Source organism: Pseudoduganella dura (assembly GCF_009727155.1).
Lineage (GTDB): Bacteria > Pseudomonadota > Gammaproteobacteria > Burkholderiales > Burkholderiaceae_D > Rugamonas > Rugamonas dura.
The window spans coordinates 6,764,273-6,778,851 of record NZ_WNWM01000002.1; the positions used below are offsets into that span (position 1 = coordinate 6,764,273).

Genomic DNA, 14,579 nt, shown 5'->3' on the forward strand with positions numbered 1-14,579 from the left:
TTCCAATCGAAACTACCGATGCTGATCATTGCTATTGCCTGGATTTACGTCGTGCTGCTGATGTCGCTGACCGAGCCGACGGTTGTCGCAGGCATCATGACTTTCCTGATGTATTGCGTTGTGCCTCTGGGGATTTTACTCTATGTCACGGGCGGAAAGGGGCGTCGCGCCCGGCGACTGCGCGCGCGGGAGCGCGAGCGCGCTGCTGCAAGCGAGCCCGACTGAATTTACCCGGATTTGCTTCAGGGCGCTGTTCGCATTAACTGTGCAATGCTCCAAGGAACGGAACTTTTTCAGCAAGCTGGTCTTTGGCGATGGCTTCCGGCGACGCCCACGCGCAGCCATTGGGCCGGTAGCGCCAGTTGGGCCGCATCGAGCACGCGTTGCCAACCGGTGTAATTGGCCAGGTAGCGACTGGCAACGCCATTGAAGCGGCGCAGCCAGGTCTTGAAGCGGCTGTGCCACCCGTTCACGTTATTGAGGTGAATCGCGCCCCGGGCACGAACGCCGGCGCGAACATTGAGGGCTTCGTGGGTAATATTGATTGGCCGCCCGGGCAAAAGTTCCGTAAGCCTTGGCACCATCGCTGATCAGAAGAACGTCACGGCTCAACACCGGCAGTAGATGCAGCGCCAGCTGCCGCGCACTGACCGATCCACGCCCGGTAACGAACTCGTGCGTCACCCTGGCACGGTCGCGAGCGACCAGGATGCAGTCCAGTTCGCGGCTGATACCGCGGCGTGCCGCTTTGCCACCACGCCGCCGCGCCGGGCAGTCGAGCTTTCGCGAGCCTTTTTGCGATTCCAGTAAATATGTTTCGTCCGCCTCGACCATGCCTGCCAGTTGCGCCGGGCGCTCGCGGCACACACCGGCGATAAACCGGTGGCGCCATCGGAAGCTTGTCGAACGGGCGACGTCGACGCGCCGGGCCGCATCGCGCACGGTACGCGAATCGATCAGGCACTGCAGATATGGCAGCCATTTGTCGCGATGGCGCAATCGTGCCAGCGGCGTGCCGGTCAGCGCGTTGTAGCTGCGCGTGCACGCCATGCAACGATAACGCTGCAGGCCATTGGCCTGGCCGCAGCGATGCCGCCGCCCGCAGCCACAGTGCGGGCAAGGGCACGCGCGGGCGGCCAGTTGAACAATGCCGAGGCAATTGCCACGCGACGACAGTGCCGCGAGCCACGCCTCCAGGCTGGCGACCTGTTGATCAGTCAGTTGCTCCTGGATGAGTGCTTGAAACAGTCCTGCAAAGCCGGCGGGATCCATGTTCGCTCCTCGTTTGCATGAGTTACCTCAACAAGGAGTAAGACAACGACCAGTTCGACTGGTTCCCCGATTTAACGCTAACAGCGCCTACTTCAGCCAGATGAGGCTGGCCTGCCGGCCCGTCACGCCGTCGCGCCGGTAGGAATAGAACCGCCCGGAATTGGAAACGGTACAGAAATCGCCGCCCCACACGCGCGGTACGCCCACGCCGGCCAGCGCGATGCGGGCCAATGCATACAGGTCGGCGAAGAATTTGCCCGGCCGCAAATTCATCGGCGCGAAGGCGGCGCGCACCAGGGCCTCGTCCGCGCCGGGGTGCTGCAGGAAGGCATCGAGCACGTCCTGCCCCACTTCGAAGCGGTTCGGGCCGATCGCGGCGCCCAGCCAGGCCATCAGCTCGCCGGCGCCGGCCGCGCGCATCGATTCCACCGTGCGTTGCAGCACGCCGTCGGCCAGGCCGCGCCAGCCGGCATGCACCGCGGCCACCATGCGGCCCTCGGCGTCGCACAGCAGCACCGGCAGGCAGTCGGCCGTGAGGACCGCGCATACCACGCCCCGTTCGCGGGTGAAGCTGGCATCGGCGATCGGCGGTGCCGCATCGGTATCGTGCGTGCCCGCATCGACCACGCGGGTGCCGTGCACCTGCGCCAGCCAGACCGGCTCTGACGGCAGCTCGGCGCGCAGGATATCGCGATTGCGCTCGACGCATTTGGGTGCATCGCCCACGTGCGTGCCCAGGTTCAGGCCGCCCTTGCCCTGCCCGTCGTCATACGGCGCCGGGCTGACGCCGCCGCGCCGCGTGCTGCACAGCACGCCGACGTTGTCCGGCAGGTCCGGCCAGTCCGGTAGCAGCCACTGGGTGCCGCCTGTCCCGTTTCTCGTGTTCATTCGTCGTCGTAATCCTCGTCGTGGTGGCCGGATTCCACGTCCGGATCCGTTTGCAGCGCGGCTTCGTCGATGCCGCATTCCTCCAGCAGCGCGCGGAAGTCGTCGGCAAGCGGAATCTCCCACTCGCAATGCTCGCCCGTGGCCGGGTGCACCAGGCCGAGGCGCCGCGCCTGCAGCGCCTGGCGGTGGAAGGCGCCGTTCAGGTGCGGCTTGCCATATACATAGTCGCCCACCAGCGGGAAGCCCAGGTGCGCCATGTGCACGCGGATCTGGTGCGTGCGGCCGGTTTCGAGACGGCACTGCACGAGGCTGACCGGCCGGCGCTCCAGCTCGCCCGAGATCAGCCGTTCATAGTGCGTGATCGCCGGCTTGGCACCGAGGCCCGTGGACACGGCCATCTTCACGCGCTCGCGCGGGTGGCGGCCCATCGGCGCATCGATCGTGCCGGACAGCCGCGGCGTGCCCCATGCCAGTGCCCAGTATTCGCGCTTCACGCTGCGCGCCTGCAGCTGGCGCACCAGGTCCGTCTGCGTCGGCAGGTCCTTGCCGATGACCATCAGGCCGCTGGTATCCTTGTCCAGCCGGTGGACGATGCCGGCGCGCGGTACGCCGCCCAGTTGCGGCCAGCGGTGCAGCAGGCCGTTGAGCAGCGTGCCGGACCAGTTGCCCGCGCCCGGGTGCACCACGAGGCCGGCCGGCTTGTTGATGACGATGAGGTTGGCGTCTTCGTACACCACGTCCACGTCGATCTGCTCCGGCGCGAACGCCACGTCTTCCGGCGCGGCCTGCGGCAGCACGATGATTTTTTCATCGCCGTACACGGTGGCGCGCACCTTGGCCGGCTTGCCGTCGACGGTGACGAAACCGTCCTCGATCCAGCTTTGCAGGCGGCCGCGCGAGAACTGCGGCACCAGCTTCGCGATCACCTTGTCGAGGCGCTCGCCGCAGGCGTCCGGCGTCAGGCGCAGTTCGATCGGCGCCAGCGGATCGGCGGGTGCCTCGTCGGCGAGAAGTTCGTCGGCCAGCACGTCGCCGTCGAAATCGGCGTCAAAATCGTTATCGGACGGTTGTTGGGCCGGATTCGGCTCAGGATTCAATATCACAGCATTCCCATCGGCTATAATCAGCCAGGTCGTATCTTGTTTAAACGTCTTCTTGCACGAGAACATGCAAAAAAAATTGAAGGTAGTAGCAGCATCCGTTTTATTCGCCAGTCTCTCGGCTTGTAGCCTGTTACCGGAACAATCGGATGAGACCAAAGGCTGGTCCGCTTCGAAATTATACTCGGAGGCCAAGGAAGAATTGGCCGGACAGCATTACGAGCGGGCGATCCAGTTGTTTAACAAGCTGGAAGCGAGCTATCCGTTCGGCGTGTACGCGCAGCAGGCGCAGATGGAAGTCGCCTATGCCTACTACAAATCGCAGGACCAGGCGCAGGCCCTGGCCGCTGTCGAACGCTTCATCAAGCTGCATCCGAACCATCCGAATGTCGACTACATGTACTACCTGCGCGGCCTGATCAACTTCAATGACCAGATCGGCCTGCTCAATTTCGTCTACGAGCAGGATCCGGCGGAGCGCGACCCGAAAGCCACCCGCGAGGCGTTCGCCGCGTTCAAGGCGCTGGTCGACAAGTTCCCGGAAAGCCAGTACGCGCCGGATGCGATCGACCGGATGAAATACCTGATCAACGCGATGGCCACGTACGAAGTCTACGTGGCGCGCTACTACTACCGGCGCGGCGCCTACCTGGCCGCCGCCAACCGGGCGATGGACTCGGTGCGCGAATACAGCGACTCGCCGGCGATCGAGGAAGCCCTGTGGATCATGATTCGCAGCTACGACAAGCTGGGCAACGTCGCCCTGCGCGACGACGCGACACGCGTCTTCAAGCAGAACTTCCCGAACAGCAAGTTCCTCGACGAAGGCGCACCGAAACCGGAGCGCAAGTGGTGGAAGTTCTGGTCGGCTTCGTAAGCTGACCGGTTACGGTCGAGGCCGTGTCCACCCCGCGGTCAAGCCCGGGGTCAAGCCCCGTCCCTGGATACGAGCTCGACGATAGCTGCCATTTTATGGTTCAGTTCGTGTCCATCTTCTCGCCTGGCGCCATGGTGGACACGAACGGGCTGTGACGCCTCAGGCCACCTGCCGCCGGAACACCCAGCGGTCGTCGTTCGACGCCTCGGGCGCGAACGCGTAGCCGTCCATATCGAACGCCTTCAGTGCCTCGGGATCGACGATGCCGTTCAACGCCGCGTAGCGGGCCAGCATGCCGCGGGCACGCTTGGCGTGGAACGAGATGATCTTGTACCTGCCATTCTTGTATTCCTCGAACACCGGCGTGACCACACGCACGCCCAGCTTTGCCGGCCGCACCGACCTGAAATACTCTTCCGAAGCGCAATTGACGAGCCACCGCGCGTCCTGCGCCTCGGCGGCGCCGTTCAGTTCCTGCGTGATCAGGTCGCCCCAGAATGCATACAGATCCTTGCCGCGCGCGGTTTTCAGGCGCGTGCCCATCTCGAGCCGGTGCGGATGGATCAGGTCCAGCGGGCGCAGCAGCCCGTACAGGCCGGACAGGATGCGCACGCGCCCCTGCGTGTAGTCGAGCTGCTGCGCGTTCAGGGATCGCGCATCGAGGCCGTCGTATACATCGCCGTCGAACGTCATCACGGCCTGGCGCGCCTGCGTCGTATCGGGCGTCCAGGAAGCGTAGCGGCCCACGTTCAGCGTGGACAGCGCGTCCGACAGGTCCATCAGTTCGGCCAGTTCGTGCGGCGCGAACTGGCGCATCCGCTCGATCAATTGCGCCGAGTGATCCAGGAACGCGGGGCGGGTGGCGATGTCGGTGGTGGGGGGCGTCTCGAGGTCGAGACTCTTTGCGGGGGAAAGCACTATCAGCATATGATTCGAAACCAGCCATTCAAGACAAGATAATTTCCGCCATGATACCCGTTTTGCCCGACACTCCGCCTCCCGCCCGGCCGCAGCGCATCGTCATCGATACCAATGTCTGCCTCGACCTGTTCGTGTTCCACGATCCGCGCTGGGCCGCCCTGCTGGCCGCGATCGAGAGCGGCGCCGTCGAGGCGATCACGCGCGCCGACTGCCGCGACGAATACCACGTGGTGCTGCACTACCCGCACCTGCCGCTGGACGAAGCCACGCGGCCGGTCAGCGCCGCCCGTTTCGATGCGCTGATCAAGGTTGTGGCGCCGCCCGAATCCGGCGTGCGCCTGCCGGTCTGCACCGACCGCGACGACCAGAAATTCCTCGAAGTGGCGCGCGATGCCGATGCGCAGGTCCTGATCACGAAGGACAAGGCGCTGCTGAAGCTGGCCCGCCGGCTGCGCAACGCCGGCATGTTCGCCGTCGTCCCGCCGGAAAAATGGCCGCTCGCCGCCGCACCCGATGCTGCGCTAGAATGAACCCGAGCACACCGTTCGCATACAGCCATGGATCGCCGATGAGCAGCCCGACCTTCAGCCCGACCAGCAGCGTGACCAGCAGCCCGACCACCCCACCCCCGGCAGCGACGACTCCGGCAGCGGAACCATCGCCGCCAGCGACGTCGGCGGCGACACCCGCGCTGGCCACGCGCCTGCCGGCGGTGGGCACCACCGTGTTCACCCGCATGTCGAGCCTGGCCGCCGAACACGATGCCGTCAACCTCGGCCAGGGCTTCCCGGACTTCGCCTGCGATCCGAAGCTGGTGGAAATGGTGGCCGAGGCAATGCGCGCGGGCCACAACCAGTACCCGCCGATGACGGGCGCGCCGGCGCTGCGCCAGGCCATCGCCGCCAAGATCGCGGCCCTGTACGGCCACGCGTATGACGCGAACGCCGAGATCACCGTGACGGCCGGCGCGACGCAGGCGCTGACGACGGCGATCCTGGCGGTGGTCCACCCGGGCGACGAGGTGATCGTCATCGAACCGGCCTACGACAGCTACATGCCGGCGGTCGAACTGGCCGGCGGCGTGGTGGTGCCGGTGCAGATGGCGCTCGACGACGCCGGCTACCACATGCCGTGGGATCGTGTCGCGGCCGCCGTGACGCCCAGGACGCGCCTCATCGTCGTCAACACGCCGCACAACCCCACCGGCAGCGTGCTGCGCGATGCCGACCTGCAGGTGCTGGCCGACATCGTGCGCGGCACAGGCATCCTCGTGCTGTCCGACGAAGTCTACGAACACATGGTCTACGACGGCCACCGGCACGCGTCGATAAGCCGCCACCCGGTGCTGGCGGCGCGCAGCTTCGTCGTTTCCAGCTTCGGCAAGACCTATCACACCACGGGCTGGAAGATCGGCTACGTGGCGGCGCCCGCGCCGCTGATGGTGGAATTTCGCAAGGTGCACCAGTACAACGTGTTCAGCGTGAACGCGCCGATGCAGCACGGGATCGCCGCCTACATGGCCAACCCGGCGCCGTACCTGGAACTGCCGGCGTTCTACCAGAGAAAGCGCGACCTGTTCCGCGCCGGCCTGGCGGGCAGCCGGTTCGAGCTGCTGCCGGCGGACGGCACCTATTTCCAGTGCGTGCGCTACGGCGCCATCTCGGCCATGCCGGAAGCGGCGTTCGCCGAATGGCTGACCACGGAAATCAAGGTGGCGGCCATTCCCGTATCGCCGTTCTACCGCCAGGCGCGCGAATCGGGCATCGTGCGCTTCTGCTTCGCCAAGAAGGACGAAACGCTGGCGCTGGCGCTGGGGCGGCTGGCACGTATCTGAATCCACATCCAAGTCGGAGTCCACGCCCATGGGATTGCATGCGCTGAACGACCTGCCGGAACCGGACGGGACGGCCCGCCCGGCGGCACCGCCCTCGGTGCTGCGCGCGCTGAACGCCGTGCAGCACCGCCTCGACGATATCGGCCGCGCATCGCCGCACGTCGACCCGGCCGAGCTGCGTGCCACGGCGCGCGACCTGCTGCATGCGATCGACCTGTCCGCCGACGTGGCGCTGGCCTGCGTGCTGCGCAACCAGGTTGCCGGCAGCTACGCGATGCGGCACAGCATCGAGACGGCCGTGGTGGCGGCACTGGTGGCGCGGCACATGCACATGCGCCCGGCCCCGCTGCTGTCGCTGGTGTCGGCGGGGCTGGCGCTCCATGCCACCGGCCGCCACGGGGCGGACGAGAGCAATCGCGCTCATGGCCACGATCACGGTCGCGCGCACGACCATGACAGTGCCCGGGCGGCGCACGGCACCCGGGCCGGCGAACCGGACTGGTTCGCGAACCTGCTGGCCGACCATGCGCCGGAGCCGCTCCACGACCGCACCGCCGGCACCGACGCGGAAGCGGCCGCCCACCTGCTGCGCATGGCGGACCGCTACTGCGCCGGCATCTCGCCGCGCAATTACCGCCGCGCGCTGCTGCCGGACGACGCGCTGGCGCGCGTGCTGGAGCTGTCGCCGGACCCCGAACTGACGGCGGCCTTCGTCCAGCAGATCGGCCCCTACCCGCCCGGCACCGCGGTGCGGCTGGGCGGCGGCGAACTCGGCGTGGTTACCCACCGCGACGGCGGCCGGGCCGAGATCTTCTGTTTGCGCGACGGGACCGGGCGCCAGTTTTCCATGCCGCTCCCCCGGCGCGTGGGCGAGGACGGCTGCACGATCGCCGCCGCCCTGTGCGAGGACGACATCGACCTGCCGATCTCGATGAAACAGGTATGGGGACCGCTGGCCAGCCTGTGAAGGGCGACCGGGAAGGACCGGCAAACCCGGCCCGGCAAGCATTGGCCTGGAAGCTTGCCTACTGCACCTGCGCCAGCCGCCGCTCGACGAATTCCTGCAGCGCGGGCGACAGGCCGGCCGCCCGGGCCTTCTGGTACGCCTCGCGCGCGTTGGTCCGCAGATTTTCCGCCTGCAGCGAGATGCCCAGGCCCATCCACCACACGCCGTTGGCGGGCCGCAGCCGCAGCGCGGCCTCGTATTGCGCGACGGCTTCGCGGTGCCGGCCCTGCTTCTGCAGCACGCCGGCCAGGAAAGCGATGTAGTCGGCATCGCCGGCCGCATGGGGCAGCGAGCGCAGCAGTGTGGCGTCGGCCGCGCCGCCCCGTTCCAGTTGCAGCCGCGCCAGTACCATCGCCAGCTGCGGCTGGTTCGCATCCAGGCCCAGGCCCAGCTGGGCGTGGCGCATCGCCTCGTCGGCGCGGCCGTTTTCCAGCAGCAGGCCCACCAGCGTCTGCCGTGCCGCCTCGTGGCGGGGATACGCCTGCACCGCGTGTTCGAGCGCCGCCACGCCTTCGGTCAGGCGGCCTTCCTGCAAGGCCGCCAGCGCGCGGCGGTAGGCGTTTTCCCCTTGCTGCTGCGACGTCAGCGTGGCGCCCTGCCCGGCCGGCGGCTCCGCCACGCGTTCCGGCGCCACGGCGCGTTCGGCGCGTTCGGCGCGTTCGGCGCGATCGGCATGGTCCGCACGTGGCGTCCGGGGCACGGCCGGGCGGGCCTGCGGCGCTTCCCGGGCCGCCGGCACCGCCGCTCCGGCAGGCACCGTCAGGGCTTGCCCGGTGGCCGGGGCCTGGGGCGTTGCTTCCGACGGAACGGTGGGATCGGGCTCGGGCGCGGCAACAGGCGCCGTGGCGGCCGGCGCATCGACAACCGCCGCAGCCGGCGCAACGACAACCGGCGCGGCAGGCGCCAGGACCACCGCGGGGACGGGAGGGGCCAGCGGCACGGGCGCCGGCCGGTTCAGGTAATACCATGCTCCGGCGCCGGCTGCGACGATCAGCACGCCGATCCCCGCGCCGACGGCGATGGCCGTACGCGATGTGTGCCCGGCGGCGACGGGGCGCACGTCGGCGGCGGCCTGGCGCGCGCCATTGCCGCCGCGCGCGTCGAGGTCCTGCAGCATTTTATTTATCAAGCTCATCTATTCAAGGTCATCGAGTGAAGCTCATCTTGTCAATGCAACGGTAATGCCGCCCGCCGCCGCCGCGAGCGCGGCCACGCCGGCCAGCCAGGCCCAGCGCAGCGAACGCAGCCTGCCGAGGCCGTGCGATGGCCGCGCGCCGATCGTATCGCCGGCGGCCAGCGCCACGTGCCGGTGGTCGGCCAGGTGGCGGCCTTCGCCATACGCCAGCATCAGCGCCTTGTGCGCGACGATGTTGACCAGCCGGGGAATGCCGCCGGTGGCGCGGTAGATGCGCCGCACCGCGCGCTGGCTGAACAGCCGCGCACCGCCGAAGCCGGCCACGCGCAGCCGGTGCGCCAGGTAGTAATCCAGGTCGTCGCGCGTCAGGGCGCCGAGGTGGTAATGAAAGGTGATGCGCTGCGCCAGCTGCCGGATCTTGGGGCTGGCCAGGTGGGCGTTGAGTTCAGGCTGGCCGAACAGCACGATCTGCAGCAGCTTGCGCTTTTCCGTTTCCAGGTTCGTCAGCAGCCGCAGCGCCTCCAGGCTTTCCAGCGGCAGCGCCTGCGCCTCGTCCAGGCACAGCACCACGTGCTTGCCGCGCGCGGCAAGCTCCAGCAGCCGGAAGGTCAGCGATTTCACCAGCTGGTGCTGGTCAACGTCGCGCGGCAGTTCGATTTCCAGCTCGTCGGCCAGCGCCATCATCAACGCGCGCGGCTCCAGGTAAGGGTTGGGCACGTAGGCGGTGACGAATTCGTCGCCCAGCGTGGCCATGAACTTGCGGCACAACAGCGTCTTGCCGGTGCCCACTTCACCGGTGATCTTGATGAAGCCCTCGCCGTTGCGCGCCGCCACCAGCAGCGTGTTCAGCCCTTCCTGCGAATGCGGGCTGCCGAAGAAGAAGCTGGTGTCCGGCGTGATGGAAAACGGCACCTCGCGCAGGCCGAAGTGGGCTTCGTACATCAGCGGCTCCGCTGCGGGTCGAGGCGCTCGATGCGGCGCATCGTTTCCTGCATGTCGTTCGTCATGCTGGAGGCATCGTCGACGATCGTGGGCTTGATCAGCACGACCAGCTCGCGCTTCTGGCTGATGCTGTCCTTGTTGCGGAACAGCGCGCCCAACACCGGCACGCTGCCCACGCCGGGCAGCTGCGACTGGTCGCTGGTGGTGGCCTGGCGCATCAGGCCGCCGATGGCGACGATCTCGCCGTTGCGGCCGCGCACCAGGCTGTCCATCTCCGAGGTGGACGAGGCCGCCAGCGGCAGGTTCAGCGACCCGGCCTCGCCCAGGTTCACGCTCTTGTTGATCGTGGTGACCGAGCTCACCGAAGGGTGCACGTGGAGCATCACGTGCCCGTCCTCGTCGATCTGCGGCGTCACGTCGAGCAGCACGCCGGAGAAGAACGGCTGCACGGTGACGTTCGGCGTCGTCGTGTTGCCGGACACGTTCGAATTCGTCGTGGTGCTGATGCCCGTCACATAGAACTCGTCGGTGCCGATCTTCAGCACGGCCTTCTGGTTGTTCAGCGTGGCGATGCGCGGGCTGGACAGCACGTGCACCGTGCCCTGCGATTCGAGGAACGAAATCATCGCCGAGAAATTGCTGGTCTGGATCGCCAGGCCGAACATCGTGCCCAGCGCATCGGCGGCGCTGCCCAGCGAAGCCCCGGGTGTCGACGTGAAGCCGGTGTCGCCGGCGCTGCTCTGGCCGATCGCACCGTTGATGCCGCGCCGCACCAGGTTGGTGCCCGGCGAGATCACGCCGATGCCGCCGGCGCTGTTGCCGCCCTGACGGAACGCCGCCCAGTTGACGCCCGTCTGGAAACCGCTGTTCAGCTGCACCTCGAGGATCTTGGCTTCCAGGATCACCTGCCGCTCGACGGCCAGGCGGGTGGCCTTCAGGTACTCGTCCACGTTGCGCAGCTGGGCCGGCAAGGCGCGCACCAGCACCACGCCGGACTGCGGCGAGATGATCACGCTGCGGCCGTCGTCGCCGCTGCCGACGATCGCTTCCAGCGCCGCCTTCAGGTCGCCCCAGAAATCGGTCTCGGAAGTCATCTTGACATTGCTGGCATCGTCCTGGGTCGTCTGGACACCGGTCGGCTGCCCCGTCTGGGTCTGCGAATTGCCCTGCTGCCCGCCCTGCTGGCCGTTCTGGCCGGATTGGTTCGCGGTGCTGACGGTGTTGATCGACGTGGACGACACGCGCAGGTTCGAGCTGCCGCGCCGGCTGCCGGTCAGGTAATTCACCTTGAACATGCGGGTCTGGATCGTCAGCGGGCGGATGTAGATGCGGTTGCCTTCCACCTTGTAGTCATAGCCGTACAGTTCGCGGGCGGCGTCCAGCGCCTCGAAGATCGTCACATCCTTCAGGTTGGCCGACAGCGTGCCGGTGACTTCGGGCGAGACCAGCATGTTGTAGCGGGTGCCGGTGGCGATCGAGTTGAAGAACTGCTGGGCGGGCACGTTGTTGAGCGCCACGTTGAAGCGCTCATCCAGCACCGCGCGGGCTTTCGGCAGGCTGGCCGCCAGCTTCGGCGCCGGTGGCAGCAGCGCCGCCTCGACCGCGTCCGGCGCGGCGCCCTGCCGCGCCGCCGCCCTGGCGGTGGCGTCGCGCATCTCGCCGCTGATCGTGTCGTACGTATCGCGGCGGCCGGCGGTGTCGCAGCCGGCCGCCAGCAGCACCACCGCCGCGCCAATCGCCAGGGTTCGCATCGTTCGCTTCATTTGCATGGTCTGTTTCATTGTCTTCATTGTTGTCCTGCCTGCCGGGCCGGCGTGGCGCGCCTCCCGGACGGGTCGGGATGGAGGCGCAGCACTTCGCGCGTCTTGCCGCGCCGCAGCACCACGCGGTCCTCGCCCACCGATTCCACCACCGCGCCGCCCAGGCGGCTGCCCTGCCGCACCATTTCGCCACTAATCACGGCAATACGGCGCCCGCCTGGCTCGCGCGAGACGAGGATCGATTGCAGTGTGGGCCCGGGCGGCGCGGCCGGCGGTGCCTCGGCGCCCGCCGCCAGCGCGTCGAGGCCGGGCGGCGGCAGGGTCGGGTCGGCCACCTGGGTCCGCGCCCCGGCGGCCGTCGGCAGCATCAGGGCGGCGGCAAGCGTCATCATGGCAAGCGGGTTCACAGGGCGATCCATTCATTGTCCAGGCTCAGGGTATACAACGTCAGCGTCAGCGTCGCCTTGTCGTGCAGCGAGGCATCGAGCACCGCCCGGCCCCAGTACAGCCGGGCCGGCAGCCGCTCGAGCGCCGCCATGTAGGCCACCATGTCGGGATAGGCGCCCTGCAGCACGATGCGCACGCCGTGGCGGTACAGCAGCGGCTCCGCCGGCAGTAATGGCGCAGACCCCGGCGCAGACCCCGGAGCGATGGCCGCCCCTGCTGCTGCGCCGGGCGGCGTCGTCGACAGCGCGGTCGGGGGCAGCGCCGGGCCGCCGGCGAAACCGTCTTCCGCGTCGGCGAAATGGCCGTCGGTGGTGCCGGCCGGCGCCAGCGTGCGCAACGACAGCAGCTTGAGCTTGCCGTTCTGCTGCACCATCTGCTGCAGCAGCACGCTCATCCGGTCCGGCTGCACGAGCGCGCCCTGGGTGGTGCGCAGGCTGGCGCGCAGCCGCTCGTTGCCGGCGCGCACGGCCGCCAGCCGCTTGCGCGCATCCGCATCCGGATCGGCCCGGGCCGCCGCCGTCTTTTGCGCGATTTCCAGCTCGATGCCGGCGATCTGCGCGTGCTGCTCCAGGAGCATGCCCCGCAGCGTGCGTTCGCGCGCGCCGGCCGGCTCGATGAAGCCCATGTAGGCAATGAAGATCACCGCCGCCACGGCCGCCAGGCAAGTCATCGCCCGTTCGCGCAGCGACAGCGCATCGATGCGCGCCGTCCATTTCAGCCACAACGCCTTCATCGGGCCACCTCCGTGCGGGCCTGCAATGTGAATTCCACATACGGCGGGGGCGCCGCCGGGCCATCGGCGCCGGCCGTGGCGGGCAACGCGACAGCCGTGCCGGTCGACCGCACCGGCCCGCCCAGCCGCACTTCCGGCACTCCCGGCCGCACGATCTCCACCCGGGCGAACGCCTTGCCGCGCAGTGCCGGCTCGCGCGCCAGGCCGTTCAGGTAGCCCGGCAACAGTTCGGCGCGCAGCGACCGGCCGCTCAGGCCGATGTCGGCGTTGGCGCCGCCGATGTCGATGCCGGTCAGCCACAGACCGCTGACCCGGGTGCGGGACAGCGCCTGGAAATACGCCGAATAGCCGCGTGGATCGCCGACCCGGTTCTGTTCCAGTATATCGGTCACGCCGCGCAGTGCCGCCTCCTCCGCCTCGCTGCGCGCCAGTTCCTGCGCCACCGCCGCATCCTTCGGCCGCGGCACCAGCCCGGCCAGCGTGGTTTCCTTGCGTTTCTCGGCTTCCCGCACCTGCTCCCCGAGCTCGGCCGATTCGGCTTCGAGCGTGGCGACGCGGCCGTGCGCCGCCACGGCCAGCGCCACCGATCCGGTCAGCGCCGCGCCCACGATCAGCGCCAGCGAGTTCGCCGTGAAGTAGCGCTTTTCCTTGCGAAAGCGCGGGTTGAACAGGTTGATCTGCTGGCTCATGCCACGGCGCCCTCATCGCGCAGCCCGCCACCGAGCACGGTAAAGAAGCGCGCCTGCTGCGCGGCATCGCGCAGTTCGGGCACCTTGTCGAGATCGAACACGGTATCGAGGTCGAGCGGATCGACCGGCAGGTACAGGTTGGCGGACAGGTAATCGTGCAGGCCGGAGCTGCCGGTGGGGGCCAGCACCAGCTTCGATACCGCCACATACTGGAACTGCCGCTCGAAATTGTCCAGCGAACGCTGCAGTTCAAGGGCGATGCGGTCGTACAGGTTTTGCCGCTGCTCCAGCGGGCCTTCCACCTGGCCCAGCGTGATGTCCATCCGGCGCGCCAGGTACAGCTCGCCGCGGAAGGTCACCGTGAGCAGGCCGCCGTGCTCGTCGAACGCCAGCATCGCCAGGCCGCGCCCTGCCGGCTCCAGCAGCGCGGACACGTTGCGCTGCGCGATTTCCGGGATGTCGATGGCACCCAGGTCCACTTTCGCCTCGACATACAGGTTCTGCAGCGCCTCGATGATGCCGTTGCGGGCCGCCACGGCGAACACCTGGTGGTTATGCGCGGGGCCGTTCGGCGCCACCGGGATGTCCAGCACGTCGATGGTGGCTTCCGGCACGGGGAAGTCGATCATGTCCTTCAGGCGCCAGCCGACGGCCGTCTTCAGCTCGTCGGCCGGCACGTTCGGCGCTTCCAGCGCCAGCAACTGGTATTCGCCGGGCACCAGCACGCTCGTGCACAGGTGTTCCGCCGCGCCGAGCTCGCGGCCGACGCGCGCGATCAGGCCGGCCGCCTCGGCGCGCGTGCAGGGGTGGAAGGCGGCCGCCAGCACCGCCGGCTTGCCGGCGGCCTTGTCATCCGGCCGGTCTCCCACCGTGCGCCGCACGACCGCCGCCGTCACGCCCGCCGCGCCGGCATTCACCGCCAGCCAGCCTTCCTTCTTTTTCGCCTTGTGCCAGAAAGCCATCGCGCCTGTTCCG

15 protein-coding genes and 1 pseudogene are annotated in these 14,579 nt (G+C 68.2%); 5 read left to right on the top strand and 11 right to left on the bottom strand.

All coding sequences use genetic code 11. From position 1 onward, the window contains the following. Positions 1-18: 18 nt before the first annotated feature. Entirely contained in the window at positions 19-225 is a 207-nt protein-coding gene (locus GJV26_RS29145; protein ID WP_155712045.1) for a hypothetical protein, read from the top strand. A gap of 68 nt (positions 226-293) precedes the next feature. Here the strand turns inward: GJV26_RS29145 and GJV26_RS29150 are convergent. The 3 genes and pseudogenes from GJV26_RS29150 to GJV26_RS29160 all read right to left on the bottom strand — a co-directional run bounded on the left by GJV26_RS29150 (position 294) and on the right by GJV26_RS29160 (position 3,263). Then, positions 294-1,272 (bottom strand): annotated as a pseudogene (locus GJV26_RS29150) (IS1595 family transposase). 87 nt (positions 1,273-1,359) lie between these two features. Then, complete coding sequence (pgeF, locus tag GJV26_RS29155) at positions 1,360-2,160, bottom strand: peptidoglycan editing factor PgeF (protein ID WP_155712046.1); 801 nt, start codon at positions 2,158-2,160, stop codon at positions 1,360-1,362. Then, the gene (locus GJV26_RS29160; protein ID WP_229427916.1) at positions 2,157-3,263 is read right to left on the bottom strand and encodes an RluA family pseudouridine synthase; all 1,107 of its coding nucleotides are present in this window, start codon (positions 3,261-3,263) and stop codon (positions 2,157-2,159) included. The genes pgeF and GJV26_RS29160 overlap by 4 nt, the downstream gene beginning before the upstream one ends. Before the next feature lie 64 nt (positions 3,264-3,327). On the opposite strand from GJV26_RS29160, the gene GJV26_RS29165 reads away from it, so the two are divergent. Further along, on the top strand, positions 3,328-4,137 hold the full coding sequence (locus GJV26_RS29165) for an outer membrane protein assembly factor BamD (protein ID WP_155712048.1): 810 nt from the start codon (positions 3,328-3,330) through the stop codon (positions 4,135-4,137). A 159-nt stretch (positions 4,138-4,296) separates the two neighbouring features. On the opposite strand, the gene yaaA is transcribed toward GJV26_RS29165, so the two are convergent. Further along, complete coding sequence (gene yaaA / locus GJV26_RS29170; RefSeq protein WP_155712049.1) at positions 4,297-5,064, bottom strand: peroxide stress protein YaaA; 768 nt, start codon at positions 5,062-5,064, stop codon at positions 4,297-4,299. 41 nt (positions 5,065-5,105) lie between these two features. Here yaaA and GJV26_RS29175 point away from each other — a divergent pair, with 41 nt between their 5' ends. The 3 genes from GJV26_RS29175 to GJV26_RS29185 are packed head-to-tail and all read left to right on the top strand — an operon-like array spanning position 5,106 to position 7,859. Continuing rightward, complete coding sequence (locus tag GJV26_RS29175; RefSeq protein WP_155712050.1) at positions 5,106-5,588, top strand: putative toxin-antitoxin system toxin component, PIN family; 483 nt, start codon at positions 5,106-5,108, stop codon at positions 5,586-5,588. Between the two features lie 38 nt (positions 5,589-5,626). Further along, entirely contained in the window at positions 5,627-6,892 is a 1,266-nt protein-coding gene (locus tag GJV26_RS29180) for a pyridoxal phosphate-dependent aminotransferase (RefSeq protein ID WP_155712051.1), read from the top strand. A 28-nt stretch (positions 6,893-6,920) separates the two neighbouring features. Continuing rightward, entirely contained in the window at positions 6,921-7,859 is a 939-nt protein-coding gene (locus tag GJV26_RS29185; protein WP_155712052.1) for an HD-GYP domain-containing protein, read from the top strand. Between the two features lie 58 nt (positions 7,860-7,917). Here the strand turns inward: GJV26_RS29185 and GJV26_RS29190 are convergent, their stop codons facing one another. From GJV26_RS29190 to pilM, 7 genes are read right to left on the bottom strand one after another with little or no spacing between them, the layout of a single operon-like run. Then, a complete protein-coding gene (locus GJV26_RS29190) occupies positions 7,918-9,015 on the bottom strand; it encodes a tetratricopeptide repeat protein (RefSeq protein WP_155712053.1) in 1,098 nt (365 codons plus the stop codon). Positions 9,016-9,057: 42 nt separating this feature from the next. Continuing rightward, positions 9,058-9,975, bottom strand: a complete 918-nt coding sequence (locus GJV26_RS29195) for an ExeA family protein (RefSeq protein WP_155712054.1) — start codon at positions 9,973-9,975, stop codon at positions 9,058-9,060. Beyond that, on the bottom strand, positions 9,975-11,744 hold the full coding sequence (gene mshL / locus GJV26_RS29200) for a pilus (MSHA type) biogenesis protein MshL (protein ID WP_443094236.1): 1,770 nt from the start codon (positions 11,742-11,744) through the stop codon (positions 9,975-9,977). The genes GJV26_RS29195 and mshL overlap by 1 nt, the downstream gene beginning before the upstream one ends. A 17-nt stretch (positions 11,745-11,761) precedes the next feature. Then, positions 11,762-12,154 carry an MSHA biogenesis protein MshK gene (locus GJV26_RS29205; protein WP_229419493.1) on the bottom strand — a complete coding sequence of 131 codons (393 nt, stop codon included), beginning with the start codon at positions 12,152-12,154 and terminating at the stop codon, positions 11,762-11,764. After that, on the bottom strand, positions 12,139-12,915 hold the full coding sequence (locus tag GJV26_RS29210) for a type II secretion system protein GspM (RefSeq protein ID WP_155712055.1): 777 nt from the start codon (positions 12,913-12,915) through the stop codon (positions 12,139-12,141). Before GJV26_RS29210 ends, GJV26_RS29205 begins: the two co-directional genes overlap by 16 nt. Continuing rightward, complete coding sequence (locus GJV26_RS29215; protein WP_155712056.1) at positions 12,912-13,604, bottom strand: PilN family protein; 693 nt, start codon at positions 13,602-13,604, stop codon at positions 12,912-12,914. The genes GJV26_RS29210 and GJV26_RS29215 overlap by 4 nt, the downstream gene beginning before the upstream one ends. Then, positions 13,601-14,566, bottom strand: a complete 966-nt coding sequence (gene pilM, locus GJV26_RS29220) for a type IV pilus biogenesis protein PilM (protein WP_155712057.1) — start codon at positions 14,564-14,566, stop codon at positions 13,601-13,603. Before pilM ends, GJV26_RS29215 begins: the two co-directional genes overlap by 4 nt. Positions 14,567-14,579 lie beyond the last annotated feature (13 nt).

Coding starts and splice junctions, on each gene's coding strand:
- GJV26_RS29145 (WP_155712045.1), top strand. CDS start 19: ATGCTGATCATTGCTATTGCCTGGATTTACGTCGTGCTGCTGATGTCG.
- pgeF (WP_155712046.1), bottom strand. CDS start 2,160: ATGAACACGAGAAACGGGACAGGCGGCACCCAGTGGCTGCTACCGGAC.
- GJV26_RS29165 (WP_155712048.1), top strand. CDS start 3,328: ATGCAAAAAAAATTGAAGGTAGTAGCAGCATCCGTTTTATTCGCCAGT.
- yaaA (WP_155712049.1), bottom strand. CDS start 5,064: ATGCTGATAGTGCTTTCCCCCGCAAAGAGTCTCGACCTCGAGACGCCC.
- GJV26_RS29175 (WP_155712050.1), top strand. CDS start 5,106: ATGATACCCGTTTTGCCCGACACTCCGCCTCCCGCCCGGCCGCAGCGC.
- GJV26_RS29180 (WP_155712051.1), top strand. CDS start 5,627: ATGAGCAGCCCGACCTTCAGCCCGACCAGCAGCGTGACCAGCAGCCCG.
- GJV26_RS29185 (WP_155712052.1), top strand. CDS start 6,921: ATGGGATTGCATGCGCTGAACGACCTGCCGGAACCGGACGGGACGGCC.
- GJV26_RS29190 (WP_155712053.1), bottom strand. CDS start 9,015: ATGCTGCAGGACCTCGACGCGCGCGGCGGCAATGGCGCGCGCCAGGCC.
- GJV26_RS29195 (WP_155712054.1), bottom strand. CDS start 9,975: ATGTACGAAGCCCACTTCGGCCTGCGCGAGGTGCCGTTTTCCATCACG.
- mshL (WP_443094236.1), bottom strand. CDS start 11,744: ATGCAAATGAAGCGAACGATGCGAACCCTGGCGATTGGCGCGGCGGTG.
- GJV26_RS29205 (WP_229419493.1), bottom strand. CDS start 12,154: ATGGATCGCCCTGTGAACCCGCTTGCCATGATGACGCTTGCCGCCGCC.
- GJV26_RS29210 (WP_155712055.1), bottom strand. CDS start 12,915: ATGAAGGCGTTGTGGCTGAAATGGACGGCGCGCATCGATGCGCTGTCG.
- GJV26_RS29215 (WP_155712056.1), bottom strand. CDS start 13,604: ATGAGCCAGCAGATCAACCTGTTCAACCCGCGCTTTCGCAAGGAAAAG.
- pilM (WP_155712057.1), bottom strand. CDS start 14,566: ATGGCTTTCTGGCACAAGGCGAAAAAGAAGGAAGGCTGGCTGGCGGTG.